Here is an 18,687-nt window from a genome sequence, read left to right as displayed (position 1 = left end):
CCTTTCAGTCGATCCTGACCGAAACCCGGTCAGACGCGCCATGGGCGTCAACCACCACCAGCGCTGAAAACCCCGGCCCCGGGTTGGGTATTTCGAACTCACGGTGCCGCTGTCCGGTCAAAACCGGAACCCCGTCGGCCAGCAGGGAAAACGGCCCGACCCCGCCGCGCAGCTTGACGGTCAAAGGGGCTCCGTCGGTCTCTAACACGGCATTGTTTGGCGGGAAGATCACGTCAGGGGCGCTTGGGTCATCTTCAAACGCAGCCCCGCGCGGCTGAAACCGTTGCAGGGGTTGCGGCAATTCGGCGGCTCCGACAATCAGGGTGGATGGGGGAGGCGGGCGCAGCGGAACGGGGATGGGTTTCAGATGCCCAAACGCCTCGAACAGCAGGGGCGCAGCCAGTTCGCCGCCAAACGCGCCGGGCACCGGCGTTCCGTCGGCACGGCCCAGCCAGACACCGATCACATGCTGGCCGTCAAAGCCAATGGCCCAGGCATCCCGATGCCCGTAGGATGTGCCGGTCTTGTAGGCCAACCCCTGCGCGGCGGCCCCCGGTGGCGGGGCGAGTCCAGCCAGTACGTCGCTCACCTGCCACGCGGCGACGTCCGACAGGGCGCGGGCGGTTTCGGTCCGCTCGGCCAGTGCGTCATGATGCAGAACCGGCCCTTGCCCGCCTGCCGCAAGCGTGGCGTAGAGTTGCACCAGATCGTGCAGGCTAAGCCCCACACCACCCAGCGAGATGGCAAGGCCCGGTGTCCCGCCGCCAAGTTGCGGATCACTTCCGGCCTGTTGCAGCGCGGCCATCACCCGCGCGGGACCAAGCGCGTCGGTCAGGCGCACCACCGGGATGTTCAGTGACAATTGCAGCGCGTCACGCACCCGGATGTCCCCCCGAAAGACACCATCGAAATTGCGCGGCGCATAGCGCCCGAACATCACCGGGCTGTCGCTGATCAGGGTTTCGGGATGGGCCAGCCCCTGATCGAAGGCCAGCCCATAGATCATGGGCTTCAGCGTAGACCCCGGCGACCGCAATGCGCGGGTCATGTCGACAAAGCCCTGCCGGTCGTCCTGATAGCCCGCCGATCCGACCGAAGCTAGAATCTCACCACTACGGTGATCCGCCACGATCAGGGCACCGGAGATGCGCGGCCCCGCCTGATCGGCGGCCTGAGCCACCAGCGATTCCAGCCGGGCCTGCAACCCGGCGTCCAATGTCAAATCCAGCGCCTCGGTCTCGGGGTTTGCGCGCTGGGCCCGGTCGGTCAGATGAGGTGCGAGGCGCGGGAAGGCCTTCATCTGCGTGGGAACCGTTTCGGTCAGCGCGCTGAGCATCTGGGCGTCAGACAGCACCCCATGCCGCTGCATCCGTCGCAGAACCCGGTCGCGCGAAATCCGGGCGACCTCGGCGGCGCGGTCGGGTCGCCGCGTTTCGGGGGATTGGGGCAGGGCGACCAGCAACGCAGCCTGTGCAGGCGTCAGGCGAACCGGGTCTTTGCCGAACCAGGCGCGGGTGCCCGCCCGGATGCCTTCCAGATTGCCGCCATAGGGTGCATGGGTCAGATACAGGCCCAGAATCTGATGTTTGCTCAGGCGTCGTTCCAGCGCCAAAGCGACCCTAACTTGGCGGATCTTGCCGCTCCAGCGCCCGGTGGGGCCGTCCTCGATCAGCCGCGCGACCTGCATGGTCAGGGTCGATCCGCCCGAAACGGTGCGCCCGTTCCACAGCGCCTGCCCAGCCGCTCGGATCATCGCCACTGGATCAACGCCGGAATGGGACCAGAACCGCTTATCCTCGTAGCGGATCAGCATGTCGGTAAAGGCGGGATCGACCGCGCCGGGGCGCAGTCGCCAGATCCCGTCTTCGACCGGGAAGGTGCGCAACAACGTGCCGTTCCGGTCCCGCATCTCGACCGAGGTTTCCGCCAGAACCGGGGGCAGGACGGTTGCATCCACCCACTCCGCCGCCCGGTCCCGCGCAAAGGCGGTCAGATAGAGCACACCGGCCAGCGCCATCAATATCGCGGAGCTTCTAGGCATCCCGACGCTCTGCCAGTTGATATGTCGGGCGACCGATCACCGAACCTCGATCTGCCCGGTTCCGGTCCGGGCGCGGTTTTGCGGGCGGTACATATCCTCGACCGAGGCCGCCGGGTGGTGGAACGTGCCCGGCGTGACCGCGCGGGCCACATAGGCCAGCGTCACGGTCTCACCGCCGGACAGATCAACCGCGGCCAGAAACCGGTCCGAGCGGAACTCGGTATGCGTCGCCTCGGACAGGTCCAGCCAGTCCAGCGCGCGCACATCGCCCGAGCGCAGCAGGTTCGGATTGTCGATCTCGATCCCCGCTGCCAGAGGATCATCCACCATCAGCCGCGCGCCACCGCGCTCAAAGGGTGTGACCGTCAGGACCGTGACAAACCGGTCGCCGGTGGCGAAGTTTGTCGGGTCCAGCGGCTCACCATCCATCGAGTAATAGCTGCGCTCGATTGCATAGCCGGTGCCGCCTGCCTCGGGCGGTGTGGTCGGGATGCCGGTGACGGTCAACGTGATGTCGGTTGGGTTCGCGTCTGTGGTGGTGATGTTCAGCTCATCCGTCAATCCGCTTTCCAGCACCTGAACGAAGGGGCCAGAGACCGGTGCGCCGTTCACCATCAGCCCCGACCCGGACGGGTTCGAGACCAGCGCGTGGGCTGCCAGCAGGGACCATGACGCCTCTTGCGTCGACAGATACCCGCGCTCGGCGCTAACACGCTGGATCAGGGCGTCGCGGTCCACCGCCTGACTGCCCGCGTCCACGGCCAGCGTCAGCAGACCGGCGGCATCGCGCAGATCGGTGCCGTAATCCGCGCGCCACAGGTATTTCTCTTGCGCGGGGCGGCGTTGCAACATTTGGGCGGCACGGGCGAACATGGCGTCAGCGCGGGTCTGATCCCCGTATGAGGCCAGCGCTGCCCCCAACTGGGCCGCAGCCAGTGGGGTGTCGAACGCGTCGCCCTTGGCATCTGCGTAATAGCGCAAATCGCCCATCGAGGCCGCCCCTTCTCGCGCCAGCACCATCAGGGCATAGGCAATATCCTGACCCCCCTTGTCGAAGTCGGGCGCATAGTTGATGCGGTTGCGCAGGTTGTCCATGGCTTGGGCAAAGGCGCGGTCGGACACCGGGTGCCCCTGCGCACGGGCGCGCGACAGGAAGTCGGTGACATAGGCGTCCAGCCAGAAATCCCCGCTGCCCGCACGCCACAGGCCAAAGGCTCCGTTCGGGGCCTGCCGGGTCAGGATGCTGCGGATCGAGTCGGTGATGCGCTGATCCACCGCTGGGCCATTGCCAAGCCCCGAGGCTTGCGCGACAGATGACAGATAGAGCAGGGGCAGCGCCTTGCTGGTGATCTGTTCGGTGCAGCCATAGGGGTAGCGGTTCAGTTGGTCCAGCAAGCCGGGCGTGTCGAATTTCGCCAGCGCTCCGGCGGACAGGATGGCCTTGGCAGAACCGGGCTGGAACCCGTCAAACACATCCTGTGTGAGCAGGAAACTGTCGCCTTCGCCCAGCGAAAACCGCCGTGTTTGAGCCACAACGGGGTTATTTGCACGGATAGGCATTCTCAGGGTCTGCGACAGATCGCGGCCATCCGGAGTGGTGATCGCAACGCTGATTTCAGGGTCGCCTACGGCAAGAGCGCTGACCGGGACCTCGAACGTGACTTTGCCGCCGTCTTCCAGCACGAAACTGCTGGGCGCTGTGCCCAGTTGCAGCGCGGATGAGGATGTCAGGCCCAGTGCCATTTCCCCGCTTGGGCCGTCGGCATGGACGATTTCCAACAGCATTCGGCTTTGATCGCCGGGGGCCAGAAAGCGTGGCAGGCTGGCGGTGACGACCACCGGGTCGCGGACGATCATTTCAGCCTCAGCCTGACCGACGGCAGCATTTGACCACGCCACCGCCATCAGGCGCACGGTTCCGCTGAAGGCGGGCAGGGGGATGTCGATCTCGACCTCGCCATTTGCATCGACCTGAACCGGCCCGCTGAACACGGCCATCAGGTCCTGCGTTGGCGGCGGCGATTGTCGCCGCGTGCCCGAATTGTCACCACCGGACCGGATCGTACCCATCGCGCCGTTCATGCCATCGATCAGACGCCCATAGACATCGCGCAGATCAACGCCAAGACGACGCTGGCCGAAATAGTACCCCTGCGGGTCCGGGCTTTCGAATCCGGTCAGGTTGAGGATGCCGACATCTACAGCCGCCAAGGTCAGCCAGACCGGGTCGCCTTCGCGCGCATTTTCGACCCTGATACGGGCTTTTTGCGTTTGTCTTGGTGCGGTCACCTCGGGCACGTCGATGGCCACATCCAGCATGCGCCCCACCGGTTCGACCGTCGCATGGGCCACACCCATGGCCCGCGCCGGGTTCTGGCCTGCGGCGACGTCCATCGGGCGGATCACCGTGGCGGTGACATAGGCGCCTGCGCCCCAGTCTTCGGTGATTTCAATGGGGATCACGGATTCGCCTTCGGGCACCTTGACCATATGGCGGTGGATCAGGCGGTTCGATAGCACTTCGATCTGCGCCACACCGGCCATGCGCGGGACGATCCGCAATCGCGCGGTGTCGCCGGGGCGATAACTATCGCGGTCCAGCGACATCTCCAACCGGTCGGGCGAGGTGGATGCATCTGCCGCCTGATACCAACCTGCCGAGAACTCAACCGCCGTTTCGGCGTAAGCGCCATCAAGGCGCTGGACGACCAGTTCATACTGCCCCCAGTCTACGGGCTGCGTCAGGGTCAGCGGGTCTGTGGTCGTCTCGACCTCACCAGTGGCAATGCGGGTGCGGCGGGTGGTCGGCTCCCAATTCCAGTCGCCATATAGCTGGTACCACTGATAGCGGGTTTCCACCTTGTTCAGCGTCCAGCGCAGGCGCATGGGTTCCGGGGTCAGGTCGGGCGACAGTCCGACGATCTGAAAGGCGGCCTCGGTCCCCTCGGGGATCACATCCTCGAACAAGGGCCGGACCCCGATCATCGCTTGCGCGGACCGCACCGGGGCCGTCAGCCGACGCTCCACCGGACGACCTGATCCATCGGACAGACGGGTGATGACAACCGCTTCGACCGGAGCACCATCTGTCTCTAACACAGGGATTTCCACGGCGATTGTGGCTTGCCCGGCGGCATCCGTGCGGGCGTCACCGAAATAGGTGCTTTTGGTCGAGGTTTCGGCGTCGTACCGGCCAAAGCGATAGGTTTCATAGCCGGGAACGGTGTCCGCAGGGCGGGCGATGACCTGACCGTCGATGCCCAGATCCGACCCGGGCGCGCCGAACAGATAGCGGGCGTCGATCTGCAAGGGCGGTGTGTCGCCGGGGCGCAGCGGGGCGTCCGGCAGGGTCAGGTCAAAGTCGATGCGTTCGGGCAGGAAATCCTCGACCAGAACGGTCTGGCGGGCCAGCGCCGTGCCCTTGGGATCGGACTTGATCTCGATCTTCCACGCCCCGCGCGGCACATCGGCCGCGACGGGCAAGGCAAAGACATGCCCCCCGGCGACCCCACCATCCGAGACCGCACGGCGGTATTCCACCCCATCCGGGCGTGAAAGAATGGCCGTCAGCGGCAGGCCGTCAATCGCCTGCGCTGTGCTATCGCGCGTCAACGCGGTGATATGGATCACCTCGCCCGCGCGATAGGCCCCCCGGTCGGTGGTCAGGAACACATCCACCGGCCCGGCAGGCGCGCGCCCTTCGACACCGCGATCCGACAGATCAAAGGCCGGGTCGGTCAGGGACAGAAAGCTGAAATCCGTATCCCCGTCGGATACCATCACTAAGGCAGGCGCGCTTGCGCCCGCGCCGCGAGTCAAACCGGGGTCGAACCGCACATAACCGCTGTCATCGGTCTGCGCCTGAGCAATCACAGCGTTGGCGTTTGACACCAGCGAGACGTCGATCCCCGCCCGAGGCGCGGCATCATGAAGCCCACGCACGGTGACATGCAGACCGTCAGTGCCCAAAGCCGTGCTGATCCCCAGATCGGTCAGGACAAACCATTGCGTCGCACCCGGATCGTCATAGGGATCGACGCCCGGAACACGCGCCGTCAGCGCGTAGATGCCTGCGGGCTGCTCGGCAATCGCCTCGGCCATCGGCAGACGGGCGGTCATGGTTTGGTTCAACTCGTTCGAGATATCAGCTGTGCCGGTCCAGATATCCTCGGCGATCTCTTCCGAGAACGTCTCTTCCTGCCAATCGCTTAGCGGGCGGCCAAAGAAATCCTGCTGCACCGCGCGGATCAGGTTGCGGTCACTGACACGCCGCAGGGTCAGGTCCAGAGATGCGGTATTTACCGTTTCGACCGGCAGGGCGGCATCCGCCGATTTCGGCAGCACATAGCTGCGTCCGGGAAAGCGGACCGACGGCGCGCGATCCCGCACGTAATGCGTCAATTCCACCGTGCGGTTCAAAGCCTCGCCCGATGCGGCTGGAAGCCCCTCACGCAAGCTCAGACGATAGCGTTGGCCGTGCACCACGCCATCAACGCAGAGGTTTTTGCCTTCAACCTGCACCACCAACCCCTCGGTGCTGCGCTGCACATAGGGGTCATAATCGACCCCGGCCTTGACCAGCGGTTCCGAGAACTCAACACAGATACGCGGCGCGGCGGCGTTGCTTTCAACGGTGCTGTCGATGACGCGGAAGCCATATTTCCCGATTGCCTCATCCAACGCGGCCAGCACATCCGCACGCGGCTGAACCTGTTCCGCCAGACGCAGGGCAGACACCATGTCCCGCCCGCGATCCGCCGCTTCCAGCGCGTCTGCCAGGATCATCAAAGCCGCGATCTGAGTCCCCGGCGCATCCGAACGTAGATACCCGTTGACGGCTGCGTTCAGGGCACGTTCGCGCAACTCACGCCCTTCGCGATAGCCATTGGGGTCCAGGCCCAGCAACAGCCTTGCATATTCCGCCCACAATTCTGGCGCGTCGCTCAGGGTCACAGCCGCCCCGGTCCAGAGCATTGCCAACCTGTCGGTATCCGCGTTCCGCGCCGCCTCCAGCAAAGTCTGCAGATCACGATCCCCGGCATTGTGCAAAAACCCAAGGTCGCGCGCTTGCCGTGCGGCCGCGTTGAGGTCTTTCTGACGGATGAAGGTCATTGCCTCCGCGCGCGTTTTCGCCAGTGTTAGGGTCTGTTCCGGCGTCGCCACCTTCTGCGCCGACACTGCGCCCTGATAGGGCTCCTGCCGGTTCACGCCGCTTTTGGGAAAACAGGCATCGGATCGGGTGTTGTAGGTGAACGCTGTGCATTGCTGATTGGCCGAGCACGCCCGAATGCAGGATTGCAGATCCGTGTCGAACAGCGCGTCCAGATCCGAGCCATAAAAATCCGCATCCCGCGTGGTGATATAGCGGAATTCCGGCACCGCTGTCTGTGCCACTGACGCCATGGGCAGGATCAGCAAAGAAAAGATGTAAGCAATTGAAATAAAAACAAAGCGGTGCATCGGGACCTCCTATTCCCCATCAATCTCGCATGCGGCCCGCGGGTCACGCAACGGCTTAAACACTTTTTCATCGGTTGGCCGGATGCTGGGTGCGGATCAGACCGGAATTGAACATCATGAGCCTTGCACAGAAACTGGCACAGGAACGGCGCGCGCGTCTCGCGGCCGAGCGGATGCTGGAAATGAAACAGGCCGAGCTTTACGCGGCCAATCGCAAGCTGGGTCGCCACGCCATGGCCCTGACCAAGCGCATCGGTGAGACTCAGGCCGAGGTTGAGACGGTCCGGGATGAAAACGAAAAGGTCAAATCCGATCTGACAGTGGCGCATGCCAAGGTCGAGGTTGCAGAACGCCGCCTGTGGCATTCGATCCAGACGATTCAGGACGGGTTCGCATTTTTTGACGGTGAAAGCCGCCTGATCAGCGCCAACACCGCTTATCTGAGCGTGTTTGAGGGGTTGGATGAGGTCGCGCCGGGTATCTCATACACCCGGATTCTCGACCTGCTGACGACCGAGGGGATCGTGGATATCGGCGATGAGAAAGCCGCCGCATGGCGCGCCCGGATGCAGGATCGATGGGCATTGGCAAATCCGCCGTCCGAGGTAATTCAATTGTGGAACGGCGAATACATCCGTCTGATCGATCAACGCGGCAATGGCGGCGATGTGGTCAGCCTGGCGCTGAACATTACCGCCTCGGTCCGGCACGAGGCTGAATTGCAGGCCGCCCGCGACCGGGCCGAGGCCGCCAACCGCGCCAAGTCGGCTTTCCTCGCGAATATGAGCCACGAAATTCGCACACCGATGAACGGCATCGTCGGCATGACCGAGTTGCTGTCCGAAACCCCGATGGACGAGGAACAACGCCTTTACGTCAACACCATCCGTAACTCGGGCGAGGCGCTGCTGGTTATCATCAATGACGTGCTGGATTATTCGAAGATCGAAGCCGACAAGCTGATCCTGCATCCCGAACAGTTCGATCTGGAACGCTGCATTCTGGAAGTGGCGATGCTGTTGCAGCCCAGCGTGCGGGACAAGGGGCTGACGCTGCTGGTGGATTACGACCTGTTCCTGCCGACGCTGTTTGTGGGCGATCCGGGTCGGGTGCGGCAGGTGCTGACCAACTTGGTGGGCAACGCCGTCAAATTCACCAGTGACGGTCACGTCCTGATCCGGGTCACTGGTGTGCCGCATCCGGACACGCAGGAATGCGACATCCATATCGCTATCGAAGACACCGGCATCGGGATCGCGCCGGACAAGATCAGTCACATCTTTGGCGAGTTCAATCAGGTCGAGGATGAGCGTAATCGCCAATTCGAAGGCACCGGGCTGGGTCTTGCGATCACCAAGCGCCTGATCACCATGATGGGCGGCACAGTCTGGGTCGAAAGCGAGGTGGGGCAGGGCTCTTGCTTTGGGTTCCGGGTGTCGCTGCCCACCGCCGAAGGTCCTCAGCCCGCGCCGCCTGATCTGGATGGTCGCCTGAAACATGTGATGGTGGTCGAAGATATGGCCGTGAACCGCGCCATCCTTGCCAAGCAACTCGGCCGCCTTGGCGCAGACGTCACGATGTGCGCCTCGGGGGGTGAGGCTTTGGCAAAGCTGGATGCAACCGTCGATCTGGTCCTGTGTGACCACGACCTGCCGGATATGGACGGGCTGGAACTTGCGACAACTGTGAAAGATCGCGGCTGGTCAGAGCTGCCGGTGGTGATCATGTCGGCAAATCCGGGCGCCATCTACGCCGATCCCGCCCGGCACCTGATCGAAGGCGTTCTGCAAAAGCCAATCCCGCGATCCGAGCTTTACAGCCGCCTCATGGCGCTGGGCAACGCCGCGTTGAAACCCGACCCCCCGGAAGTGGCCGAAGCTGGCTCTGCGCAGAAACCAGAACGCCAAAGGCGGATGCGCGTCCTTGCGGCCGAGGACAATCGCACCAACCAACTGATCCTGAAGAAGATGGTGAAAGACCTGAACATCGATCTTCAGTTTGCAGGCAATGGGCTAGAGGCGGTTGAAACCTATCAGGAATTCGCCCCTGACCTGATTTTCATGGACATTTCCATGCCTAAAATGGACGGCAAGCAGGCGACCGCCGAAATCCGGCGGCATGAGATTGAAACGGGCGGCCATGTCCCCATTGTTGCCCTGACCGCGCATGCCATGGCGGGTGACGATCAGGGCATCCTGTCCGCCGGGCTTGATCACTACCTGACCAAACCGCTGCACAAGAAGCTGATCCACCAGATGATTCTGGATCACCGCCCGGATGAAGCCCAACCGGTCTCGGACAGCCCGGCACCGACAGGCTAGCGCCGCTCGCCCCACACACGCCACGCTTCAAACCGCGCAACCGGATCCCCTTCATCTGGCCAAAAATATCTCGGGGAGCGCGAGGGGCAGCGCCCCTCGCTCCGCCATCAACAACCAGGACCACAGGCCGGTTTCATGCGTAAGGTTCAAGCCTGATAAGGGCGCAGGAAAACCGGCTTGTTTTCCTCAGACAGTTCCGGGCGGTATTCGTAACCTCCGCTGTCGAAATCGAGCAGCCCTTTGGGATCGGTCAACCGATGCTGAATGATATAGCGCGCCATCGCGCCGCGCGCTTTCTTGGCAAAGAAGCTGACGATCTTGGGTGTGCCGCCTTTGTCTTCCATGAACACGGGCGTGATCACCCGCAGTTTCAGCGCCTTCAGGTCGACCGCACCGAAATATTCCTGACTGGCGCAGTTCACCAGAACATCGCCGCCAATCTCTTCGGCCTGCGCGTTCAGCGCCTTGCTCAACTGGTCGCGCCAGTATTCATAAAGGTTCTTGCCGCGGCGGGTCTTCAGTTTGCTGCCCATCTCCAACCGATAGGGCTGAATCGCATCCAGCGGGCGCAGGACACCGTAAAGACCCGACAGAATGCGCAGATGATCCTGCGCCCAGGCCATCTCGTCCGCGTCCAGCGAGGCTGCCTCGAGCCCCTGATAGGTATCCCCGGCAAAGGCCAGCGCGGCGGGGCGGGTGGTGTCAGCCTCAGGCGCGTCGGCAAAGGCGCGATAGCGGTCGCGGTTCAGGCGGGCCAGATCGTCGCTCAGGTCCATCAGCTTTTTCAGATCGCCCAGCGTCAGGTTGCGGGCGGTTTTCGACAGGCGGATCGCGTCGTCCTGAAAATCGGGTGCTGTGACCTCAATATCCCGCTCTGCCCAGTCCAGCCGTTTGGCCGGGGAAATCACTACCAGCATATCCGCCCTCGTTCCTTGCCTGATGCCGGGTATTTAGCCCGCATCCCGCAGCACGTCCAGAAAGGCCGCGCCAAACCTTTCGTGACGGCGGTCGCCCAGCACCATCTCGATCCCGCGTGGGTCGTCGGCGCGCAGTTGTGCCACCTTGGCCAATTGCGATGCGGAGCAGGTCAGCGGCTTGTCGATCCCGTCCGGGCCACGCGACAGCTGAGACTGCACCTCAAGCAAACGGTCATAAATCTCGCCCTGATCGCGCCCTGCCAGTTTGCGGCGCGCCGGGTGAACGGCCTCGACCGCGCCCGCAATCACCTCCAGAAACGTATCGCCGTAGCGTTCCAGCTTCTTCGCGCCGACCCCGCCGATCCGGGCCATGTCGTCCAGGGTCGCGGGGCGGGTCTCGGCCATTTCGATTAGGGTGCGGTCGGGGAAGATGACATAGGCCGGAACCCGCGCGGATTCGGCCAAGGCGCGGCGCTTGGCCTTGAGCGCCGATAGCAGCGGTGCATCTTCTTCGGACACCATCGCCTTGACCGCTGGTCGCCGGGTGGCCTTGCGGATCGTGTCCTTGCGCAGGTTGATCTGCGCCTCGCCCTTGAGGATCGGCTTGGCGGCCTCAGTCATGCGCAGCGCGCCGTGGCGGTCCGGGTCGGGGCGGACCAGATCGTGGCCCATCATCTGCCGGAAAATCGCCTGCCATTGGGGCCGCGACCAATCCTTGCCGATGCCATAGGTGGGCAGGTCATCGTGACGGCGGGCGCGGATCTTGTCGGTCTCATTGCCCAGTAGAATGTCGATCAGATGGCCCGCGCCGAACCATTCCTCGGTCCGCAGGATCGCCGACAGGGCCATGCGGACAGGGGTTGTGCCGTCGAAGACCTCGGGCGGAGTATCGCACAGGTCGCATTTGCCGCAGGGTTCAGCCTGTTCCCCGAAATAGCCCAGCAGGGTCTGACGGCGGCAAACCAGCGCCTCGGCCAGCCCCAGCAAGGCGTTCAGCCGCGCATGATCGGCCATGCGCCGTTCAGGTGGGGCCAGGCCTTCGTCGATCTGGGATCGACGCAGACGGATGTCATCCGGCCCAAACAGGGTCAGCGTCTCGGCAGGGCCACCATCGCGTCCGGCGCGGCCGATTTCCTGATAATAGGCCTCGATGGATTTGGGCAGGTCCGCATGGGCGACCCAGCGGATATCGGGTTTGTCGATGCCCATGCCAAAGGCGACCGTGGCGACGACGATCAGCCCATCTTCGCGGGCGAACCGAGTTTCGACGATGCGGCGGTCCTCGGCCTCCATCCCGCCGTGGTAATGACAGGCCGAATGACCCTCGGCCCGCAGCGCCTGCGCCAGCACCTCGGTCTTGTTGCGGGTGCCGCAATAGACAATGCCCGACTGGCCCTTGCGGGCACCGGCAAAGTCGAGGACCTGCTTGCGCGGCCCATCCTTGGCGGCAAAGGCCAGATGGATATTGGGCCGGTCGAACCCGCGCAGGAACTTGCGCGGGGCCGTGCCGTCGAACAGTTTCTCGACAATTTCGTCCTGCGTTTCCGCATCCGCCGTGGCGGTGAAGGCGGCCAGCGGCACGTTTAATGCGCGGCGCAGCTCTCCGATCCGCAGGTAATCGGGGCGGAAATCATGGCCCCATTGGCTGACGCAATGCGCCTCGTCCACGGCTATCAGGCTGACATTGATCCGACGCAGCATCCCCAGCGCCGACCCGGCGGCCAGACGTTCGGGGGCCATATAGAGCAGCTTCAGCCGTCCGGCCTCCAGCGCCTCCCACACCGCATCGGTTTCTTCCTGTGTATTGCCGGATGTTAGCGCCCCGGCCTCAACGCCCGCTTCCTGCAAGCCGCGAACCTGATCGCGCATCAGGGCGATGAGCGGAGAGATCACCACCGTCACCCCGTCGCGCAGCAGGGCAGGCAGTTGGAAACAAAGGGATTTACCGCCCCCCGTGGGCATGATCGCCAGCACGTTTTCGCCAGCGGTCACGGCATCGACAATCTCTTCCTGCCCGGGGCGGAAGGCGTCGAATCCAAAGACATCTCGCAGCAAAGGCGCGGAGTCGAACATCTGCGGGGGTGCCCTGTTTTAAGGTTTGTCTGCTCTTAAGACAGGACAATCACATACTAAGATTCGGTGAACAAGGCCTCAGACAAAATAGCCCATATTGTTGATCAGGATGATCCGCAGCGCATAGACCCCGATCAGCACCACCAAAGGTGTCAGGTCCAGCCCGCCCATATTGGGCAGAACACGGCGGATCGGGCCATATATAGGCTCTAACAAACGGTTCAGGCCGTACCAGATTTGCGCGACCAGTTGTTGATGCAGGTTGAGCACCTGAAAGTTGATCAGCCAGCTCATGATCACATGGGCAAGGATGATGAACCAGACAATGTCCAGGATCAGCAGCAGGATTTGGATCAGCGACAGCATGGGCACTCCGTTCTTTCACCGAACAGAGACCTAAGCGCCCCTGTCGTAAAGAGCAAGTCCGGCCCAACTGAAAGCTTGCGAATTGGAACAAAGCCCCGTCTTATGAAGACAAAGAAGAACAGGGGCAGTCATGGCAGAGATTTCCAAGCGCAAGCGCATCTGGGGATGGTGGTTTTTCGACTGGGCCAGCCAGCCCTATCACACTCTGCTGGTGACATTTGTGTTCGGCCCCTATTTCGCAGGGGTCGCCGCCGGGTATTACGCCAATACCGGGCTGGGTGCCGAGGCCGCCGCCGCGCAGGCGCAGACGGTCTGGGCAAACTGCTTGACCATCACCGGTCTGATCATCGCGTTCGGGGCACCCTTGCTGGGCGCAATGGCGGATGTGTCGGGGCGGCGCATCCCCTGGATATTTGCCTTTTCGGTGATGTACGCGGTGGGCTCGGCTGCGCTGTGGTACACGCTGCCCGATGGCTCGAATATGTGGCTGATGCTGTCGGCCTTTGGCCTGGGCTTTGTGGGCGCAGAATATGCGCTGATCTTCATCAATTCTCAGCTGCCCGATCTGGGGGACGATAACGAAGTGGGCGAGATTTCCGGCTCGGGCTTTGCGTTCGGGTATTTCGGCGGGCTGATCTCGCTCGCGATCATGCTGGCGCTGTTTGTGGAACAGCCCAATGGCAAGACCCTGATCGGTATGGAACCATTGTTCGGGCTGGACGCCACCGCGCGCGAGGGCACGCGTTTTGTCGGGCCGTTCACCGCCGGGTGGTTCGTTCTGTTTATGGTGCCCTATTTCCTGTGGGTGCGCGATGATCCGCAAACCGAAAAGAAGGGCAGCGTCGGAGAGGCGTTGCGCCTTTTAGGCAAGTCGATCGCCGCCTTGCGTCATCGGGGCAGTCTGGCGGCCTATCTGGGTTCGTCCATGTTCTACCGCGACGCGCTGAACGGGCTTTACAGCTTTGGCGGCGTTTACGCGCGGCTGGTGCTGGAATGGGACCTGATCAAGATCGGCGTGTTCGGGATCGTCAGCGTTCTGGCCTCGGCCATCTTTGCTTGGATCGGCGGCAAGATGGATCGGAAATACGGCCCTAAACCGGTGATTTTGACCGCGATCTGGGTGCTGATCTTTGTCTGCGCTACGGTGGTGATGATGGACCGGACGCAGATTTATGGCATCAGCCTGCCCGAAGGGTCCAACCTGCCGGATCTGGTGTTCTTTGGCTGCGGCGTTCTGATCGGCGGCATGGGGGGGATTCTGCAATCGGCCAGCCGCTCGATGATGGTGCGCCACACGGATCCCGCCACCCCGGTTGAAAGCTTTGGGCTTTATGGTCTGTCGGGTCGCGCCACAGCCTTTGCCGCGCCGCTGCTGATCGGGATTGCCACAACCGTGACTGGCAGCGCGCGACTGGGGGTGTCACCCATCGTCCTGTTGTTTATTCTGGGGCTGTTCCTAATGCGCTGGGTGAAACCGGAAGGGGATCAGAGCAGATGATTTTACGACGTTTTTTGATAGTTTTGGCTGCGCTTACCCTGGCAAGTACAGCAACGGCCGAGCCTTTGGCCAAACAGTTATTTGGCGCGCAGAGGGCCAGTTCTCAGCAAAAACCGGCCGCTTTCGGCAGTTATTCGCGCGGCTGCGCTGCCGGTTCAGTGCAGTTGCCGGAAACCGGGCCCACATGGCAGGCGATGCGGCTGTCGCGGAACCGAAACTGGGGCCATCCAGAGGCAATCGACTACGTGCAGGACCTCAGCCGCTTTGCCGCCAAACAACCGGGGTGGAACGGCCTTTATGTCGGGGATATCAGCCAGCCGCGTGGCGGGCCGATGACCTCGGGCCATCGCTCGCATCAACTGGGGCTGGACATCGATATCTGGATGCTGCCCGGCGGGGACATGCGCCTCAGCCGCACAGCGCGCGAGAACCTTTCTTCCATCTCCCTACGCCGCTCTGGCGGGGCCTTTGTGAACGGCAACTGGACCCCTCAGCACCACGCGATCCTGCGTGAAGCTGCCAAAGACAAGCGCGTGGCGCGGATCTTTGTCTTTCCCGGTGCCAAGGTTCAGATGTGCAACAACGAGACAGGCAACCGCGCCTATCTGCGCAAGATCAGGCCGTGGTGGGGGCATCACTATCACTTCCACGTCCGTCTGAAATGCCCGCGCGGATCGCGTGGTTGCATCAATCAGGATCCGCCGCCGCGGGGCGACGGTTGCGCTCAGGCGCAGGAATGGGTGAACAACATCCTCAACCCGCCGCCACCCGACCCGAACGCCCCAGCCCCCAAGAAACGCCGGGAGTATGTTCTGGCTGATTTGCCCCAGCAATGCGCCGCCGTTTTGTCGTCCAACTGATAGCAGCGGCGGCTTTTGCGGGATCGGTCGGGGCCGTTGAGGTCAAATCCGCCACGCAACTTGGCAGCTATGTCTGGAGGCATAACGCCGAATGGTTCGGCGGGTTTTCGGCCATCCATATGTCGGAAAATGGCACTCACATCACCGTGCTCAGCGACCGTGCCACGCTGGTCACGGCCCGCATCACCCGTGACGGGGATCAGATCACGGACATCCGAATTCTGGGCCATTGGCCTGTTCTGTCCAGCGCGGGTCGCATCATGCTGGGCTATGCGGGGGATTCCGAAGGCATCGCAATGGCGCCGGATGGCGGGTTCTATATTTCGTTCGAAGGCGTGCATCGGGTGGCCTATTACCCGGCGCCGGGAACAAGGGCCCAGGTCTTGCCCCGGCCCAAGGCGTTTGACGGTCTGGATCGCAATGGCTCGTTCGAAGGGCTGGCAATCGACGATCAGGGTCGCCTTTTTACCCTGACCGAGAAAAGCCGCACGGCGCAGGGGGACATCCCTGTCTATCGCTGGAACGGGCGCGTGTGGTCCACGCCCTTTGTCGTGCCGCAACGCGGGGATTTCCAGCCTGTGGCTGCCGATTTCGGCCCGGATGGGCGGTTTTATGTGCTGGAACGCACCGCATCCATAACCGGCTTTCGGTCGCGCCTGCGGCGGTGGGATGTCTCGGAAGACACGCCAAAGGCCGAAGAAACCCTGATTGAGACAGGCAAAGGCGCGCATGACAACCTCGAAGGGCTGTCGGTCTGGCGCGATGATCAGGGCCGATTGCGCGCCACCATGATCTCGGATGACAACTTTCTGGCGCTTCAGCGGACCGAGTTGGTGGAATACCTGCTGCCCGATTGACAGGGCGCAGGCAAAGGTCTAAACGCACGGCTTGCCTTGGGATGAGCCCTTGGCCAAGTCGCCGCTACCTTGTCAAAACGGGCATCAAAATATGCAACGCAGCTTTATTCCCGGCATTCTTGCCATGGCCGCCATTGTTGTGGCCTCGAACATCCTGGTCCAGTTCCTGATCCTTGACGGGCTGTTGACCTGGGGTGCCTTCACCTATCCGCTGGCCTTTCTGGTCACTGACATCATGAACCGCGTCTATGGCGTGGGCCCGGCCCGCAAGGTCGTGTTTGCCGGGTTTGTCACCGGTATCATCTGCTCGCTGATCGGCAGCCAGATCGTGCTGCAAGGGGACGGCTTCACCTATACCGCCGTACCGCTGCGGATCGCAGTTGCGTCGGGTACCGCCTTCCTGATCGCACAGCTGACCGATGTGACCATCTTCAATTCGCTGCGCGGCAGTCGCTGGTGGCGCGCGCCGCTGGTCTCGACCCTTGTGGGCTCGGCATTGGACACCGCGATCTTCTTTACCCTCGCCTTCTCGGCCTCGGTCACGGTCTTCGGTGCTGGCGCAGACGCAGCCATCAGCTGGGCGTGGGAGCCTGTGCCCTTTATGCTGTCCGGCCCGATGGCCCCGCTGTGGGTCACACTGGCCTTTGCGGATTGGCTGGTGAAACTGTCCCTGGCGCTGATCGCCCTGATTCCATTCAAGGTGATCGTTTCCCGCCTGACTGCGCAGCCCACGTAAAAAACGTTTGGAGAATGGCACAACTTGTGCCACCATCCTTTTCAACCGCAACAGATAGAAAAGGAGGTGATCCAGTGTCGAGAAAGAGATTGGAGAGAGGTGTCGGAACAACCGGGGGGATCGCCTGCTAGGGCAGCCCTTGGCGGAGCGCTCGCTCCGGCTGGTCGATTGATCTAACCGACCCGACCTCCTGAACTTTCGAAGGGCCGTCCCGCCGGGGCGGCCCTTTCTGTTTCTGTGCGGTCCCTGTAAGGTCCGCCTCATGTTGCGCATCACCGACGAGATCACCCTGCAGGACTGGGAAATGACGGAAAGCTTCGTGCGGTCCTCTGGCCCCGGCGGGCAGAACGTCAACAAGGTGTCCACCGCCGTCGAGTTGCGGTTCGAAGCCGCGCGCTCGCCTTCACTGCCCGACCCGGTGAAGAACAGGCTGAAACGGCTGGCCGGGCGGCGCTGGACCAAGGATGGCGCGATCATCATCCAATGCGAAGAAACCCGATCTCAGGCCCGCAACCGCGAACTTGCCCGCGCCCGACTGGCCGAACTGATCGCCCGCGCGCTGGTCAAACCCAAACGGCGGGTCGCGACGAAACCGACCTATGGGTCGGTCAAACGGCGGTTGGCAGCGAAAAAGGCGCGTGGTGACGTCAAGGCGCTGCGTGGCAAAGTGTCGGAAGAATGATCTGGCATCTTTGCGATGCGTTGCTACTCTGCCCCTGACAGGCAGGAGGGCAACATCATGAGGCTGGACGGAAAAACCGCAATCGTGACCGGCGCGGCGTCCGGGTTCGGGGCAGGGATCGCACAGAAGTTTCTGGCCGAAGGGGCCCGTGTGATGATCGCCGATATAAACGGCGACGCAGCGCAGGACATGGCCGCGCAACTTGGACCAAACGCCTTGGCGCAGCAGGTGGATGTGGGTGACCGTGTCTCGGTCCAGGCCATGGCCGATGCAGCCTATGCCACATACGAACATCTCGACATTCTGGTCAACAATGCGGGCGTCACGCATCTGCCCACACCGCTGGAAGATGTCAGCGAGGATGACTTTGAACGCGTCTTCAATGTGAACATGAAATCCGTCTACCTGACCGCCCGCGCCTTTGTCCCCGCGATGAAGGCCCGCGGCGCGGGGGCTATCCTCAACGTCGCCTCCACAGCAGGCCTGTCGCCGCGCCCTAACCTGAACTGGTATAACGCCTCCAAGGGCTGGATGATCACCGCAACCAAGACCATGGCCGTTGAACTCGCCCCCTCTGGTGTGCGGGTGAACGCGATCTGCCCGGTGGCGGGTGAAACCCCGCTATTGAAATCCTTCATGGGCGAAGACACGCCCGAGATTCGCGCCAAGTTTCTCTCAACAATCCCGCTCGGCCGCTTCTCGACCCCCGAGGACATGGCCAACGCCGCCCTGTTCTTGTGCTCGGACGAAGCCAGCATGATCACCGGAACCGCATTGGAGGTCGACGGTGGCCGTTGCATCTGATCCGCTCTTCATCTGGCTAAAAATATCCCCGCCGGAGGCAGCGCGCCTGCGCGCTTCCCGGCCCCAACCTCG

The 18,687-nt window shown here is 62.8% G+C and carries 12 protein-coding genes; 7 read left to right on the top strand and 5 right to left on the bottom strand.

What is annotated here, in order from left to right:
- Positions 1-4 precede the first annotated feature (4 nt).
- Both pbpC and ACR0KX_RS11085 read right to left on the bottom strand, forming a co-directional pair.
- Positions 5-2,041: a penicillin-binding protein 1C gene (gene pbpC, locus ACR0KX_RS11090; protein WP_170623324.1), complete on the bottom strand. Its 2,037-nt coding sequence runs from the start codon at positions 2,039-2,041 to the stop codon at positions 5-7.
- Between the two features lie 36 nt (positions 2,042-2,077).
- Positions 2,078-7,501: an alpha-2-macroglobulin family protein gene (locus ACR0KX_RS11085; protein ID WP_480708420.1), complete on the bottom strand. Its 5,424-nt coding sequence runs from the start codon at positions 7,499-7,501 to the stop codon at positions 2,078-2,080.
- A 116-nt stretch (positions 7,502-7,617) separates the two neighbouring features.
- Between ACR0KX_RS11085 and ACR0KX_RS11080 the strand changes: the two genes are divergently transcribed.
- Positions 7,618-9,822, top strand: a complete 2,205-nt coding sequence (locus ACR0KX_RS11080) for a response regulator (protein WP_480708419.1) — start codon at positions 7,618-7,620, stop codon at positions 9,820-9,822.
- Between the two features lie 146 nt (positions 9,823-9,968).
- On the opposite strand, the gene yaaA is transcribed toward ACR0KX_RS11080, so the two are convergent.
- From yaaA to ACR0KX_RS11065, 3 genes are all read right to left on the bottom strand, one after another.
- The gene (gene yaaA, locus ACR0KX_RS11075) at positions 9,969-10,739 is read right to left on the bottom strand and encodes a peroxide stress protein YaaA (protein ID WP_170623318.1); all 771 of its coding nucleotides are present in this window, start codon (positions 10,737-10,739) and stop codon (positions 9,969-9,971) included.
- Positions 10,740-10,772: 33 nt separating this feature from the next.
- Complete coding sequence (recQ, locus tag ACR0KX_RS11070; RefSeq protein ID WP_170623316.1) at positions 10,773-12,812, bottom strand: DNA helicase RecQ; 2,040 nt, start codon at positions 12,810-12,812, stop codon at positions 10,773-10,775.
- Between the two features lie 78 nt (positions 12,813-12,890).
- Positions 12,891-13,178, bottom strand: coding sequence for a YggT family protein (locus ACR0KX_RS11065; protein WP_170521175.1), 288 nt, complete (start codon positions 13,176-13,178; stop codon positions 12,891-12,893).
- 130 nt (positions 13,179-13,308) lie between these two features.
- On the opposite strand from ACR0KX_RS11065, the gene ACR0KX_RS11060 reads away from it, so the two are divergent.
- From ACR0KX_RS11060 to ACR0KX_RS11035, 6 genes are all read left to right on the top strand, one after another.
- The gene (locus tag ACR0KX_RS11060) at positions 13,309-14,676 is read left to right on the top strand and encodes an MFS transporter (RefSeq protein WP_170623314.1); all 1,368 of its coding nucleotides are present in this window, start codon (positions 13,309-13,311) and stop codon (positions 14,674-14,676) included.
- On the top strand, positions 14,673-15,536 hold the full coding sequence (gene mepA, locus ACR0KX_RS11055; RefSeq protein WP_170623312.1) for a penicillin-insensitive murein endopeptidase: 864 nt from the start codon (positions 14,673-14,675) through the stop codon (positions 15,534-15,536). The genes ACR0KX_RS11060 and mepA overlap by 4 nt, the downstream gene beginning before the upstream one ends.
- Positions 15,509-16,393 (top strand): esterase-like activity of phytase family protein, encoded by an 885-nt coding sequence (locus ACR0KX_RS11050; RefSeq protein ID WP_170623310.1) that lies wholly within the window; start codon positions 15,509-15,511, stop codon positions 16,391-16,393. Before mepA ends, ACR0KX_RS11050 begins: the two co-directional genes overlap by 28 nt.
- A gap of 91 nt (positions 16,394-16,484) precedes the next feature.
- Complete coding sequence (locus ACR0KX_RS11045) at positions 16,485-17,129, top strand: queuosine precursor transporter (protein WP_170623308.1); 645 nt, start codon at positions 16,485-16,487, stop codon at positions 17,127-17,129.
- A 262-nt stretch (positions 17,130-17,391) separates the two neighbouring features.
- Positions 17,392-17,811 (top strand): alternative ribosome rescue aminoacyl-tRNA hydrolase ArfB, encoded by a 420-nt coding sequence (gene arfB, locus ACR0KX_RS11040; protein WP_170453558.1) that lies wholly within the window; start codon positions 17,392-17,394, stop codon positions 17,809-17,811.
- 57 nt (positions 17,812-17,868) lie between these two features.
- Positions 17,869-18,615, top strand: coding sequence for an SDR family oxidoreductase (locus ACR0KX_RS11035; protein WP_170453559.1), 747 nt, complete (start codon positions 17,869-17,871; stop codon positions 18,613-18,615).
- Positions 18,616-18,687 lie beyond the last annotated feature (72 nt).

It is taken from the genome of Ruegeria sp. BG5, from assembly GCF_056538425.1.
Note: the sequence above shows the minus strand (reverse complement) of the source record. Positions and strands in the feature narration are given on the sequence as shown.

Excerpts from the sequence above, each read along its gene's own strand:
- pbpC (WP_170623324.1), bottom strand. The coding sequence starts at position 2,041 with ATGCCTAGAAGCTCCGCGATATTGATGGCGCTGGCCGGTGTGCTCTAT.
- ACR0KX_RS11085 (WP_480708420.1), bottom strand. The coding sequence starts at position 7,501 with ATGCACCGCTTTGTTTTTATTTCAATTGCTTACATCTTTTCTTTGCTG.
- ACR0KX_RS11080 (WP_480708419.1), top strand. The coding sequence starts at position 7,618 with ATGAGCCTTGCACAGAAACTGGCACAGGAACGGCGCGCGCGTCTCGCG.
- yaaA (WP_170623318.1), bottom strand. The coding sequence starts at position 10,739 with ATGCTGGTAGTGATTTCCCCGGCCAAACGGCTGGACTGGGCAGAGCGG.
- recQ (WP_170623316.1), bottom strand. The coding sequence starts at position 12,812 with ATGTTCGACTCCGCGCCTTTGCTGCGAGATGTCTTTGGATTCGACGCC.
- ACR0KX_RS11065 (WP_170521175.1), bottom strand. The coding sequence starts at position 13,178 with ATGCTGTCGCTGATCCAAATCCTGCTGCTGATCCTGGACATTGTCTGG.
- ACR0KX_RS11060 (WP_170623314.1), top strand. The coding sequence starts at position 13,309 with ATGGCAGAGATTTCCAAGCGCAAGCGCATCTGGGGATGGTGGTTTTTC.
- mepA (WP_170623312.1), top strand. The coding sequence starts at position 14,673 with ATGATTTTACGACGTTTTTTGATAGTTTTGGCTGCGCTTACCCTGGCA.
- ACR0KX_RS11050 (WP_170623310.1), top strand. The coding sequence starts at position 15,509 with ATGCGCCGCCGTTTTGTCGTCCAACTGATAGCAGCGGCGGCTTTTGCG.
- ACR0KX_RS11045 (WP_170623308.1), top strand. The coding sequence starts at position 16,485 with ATGCAACGCAGCTTTATTCCCGGCATTCTTGCCATGGCCGCCATTGTT.
- arfB (WP_170453558.1), top strand. The coding sequence starts at position 17,392 with ATGTTGCGCATCACCGACGAGATCACCCTGCAGGACTGGGAAATGACG.
- ACR0KX_RS11035 (WP_170453559.1), top strand. The coding sequence starts at position 17,869 with ATGAGGCTGGACGGAAAAACCGCAATCGTGACCGGCGCGGCGTCCGGG.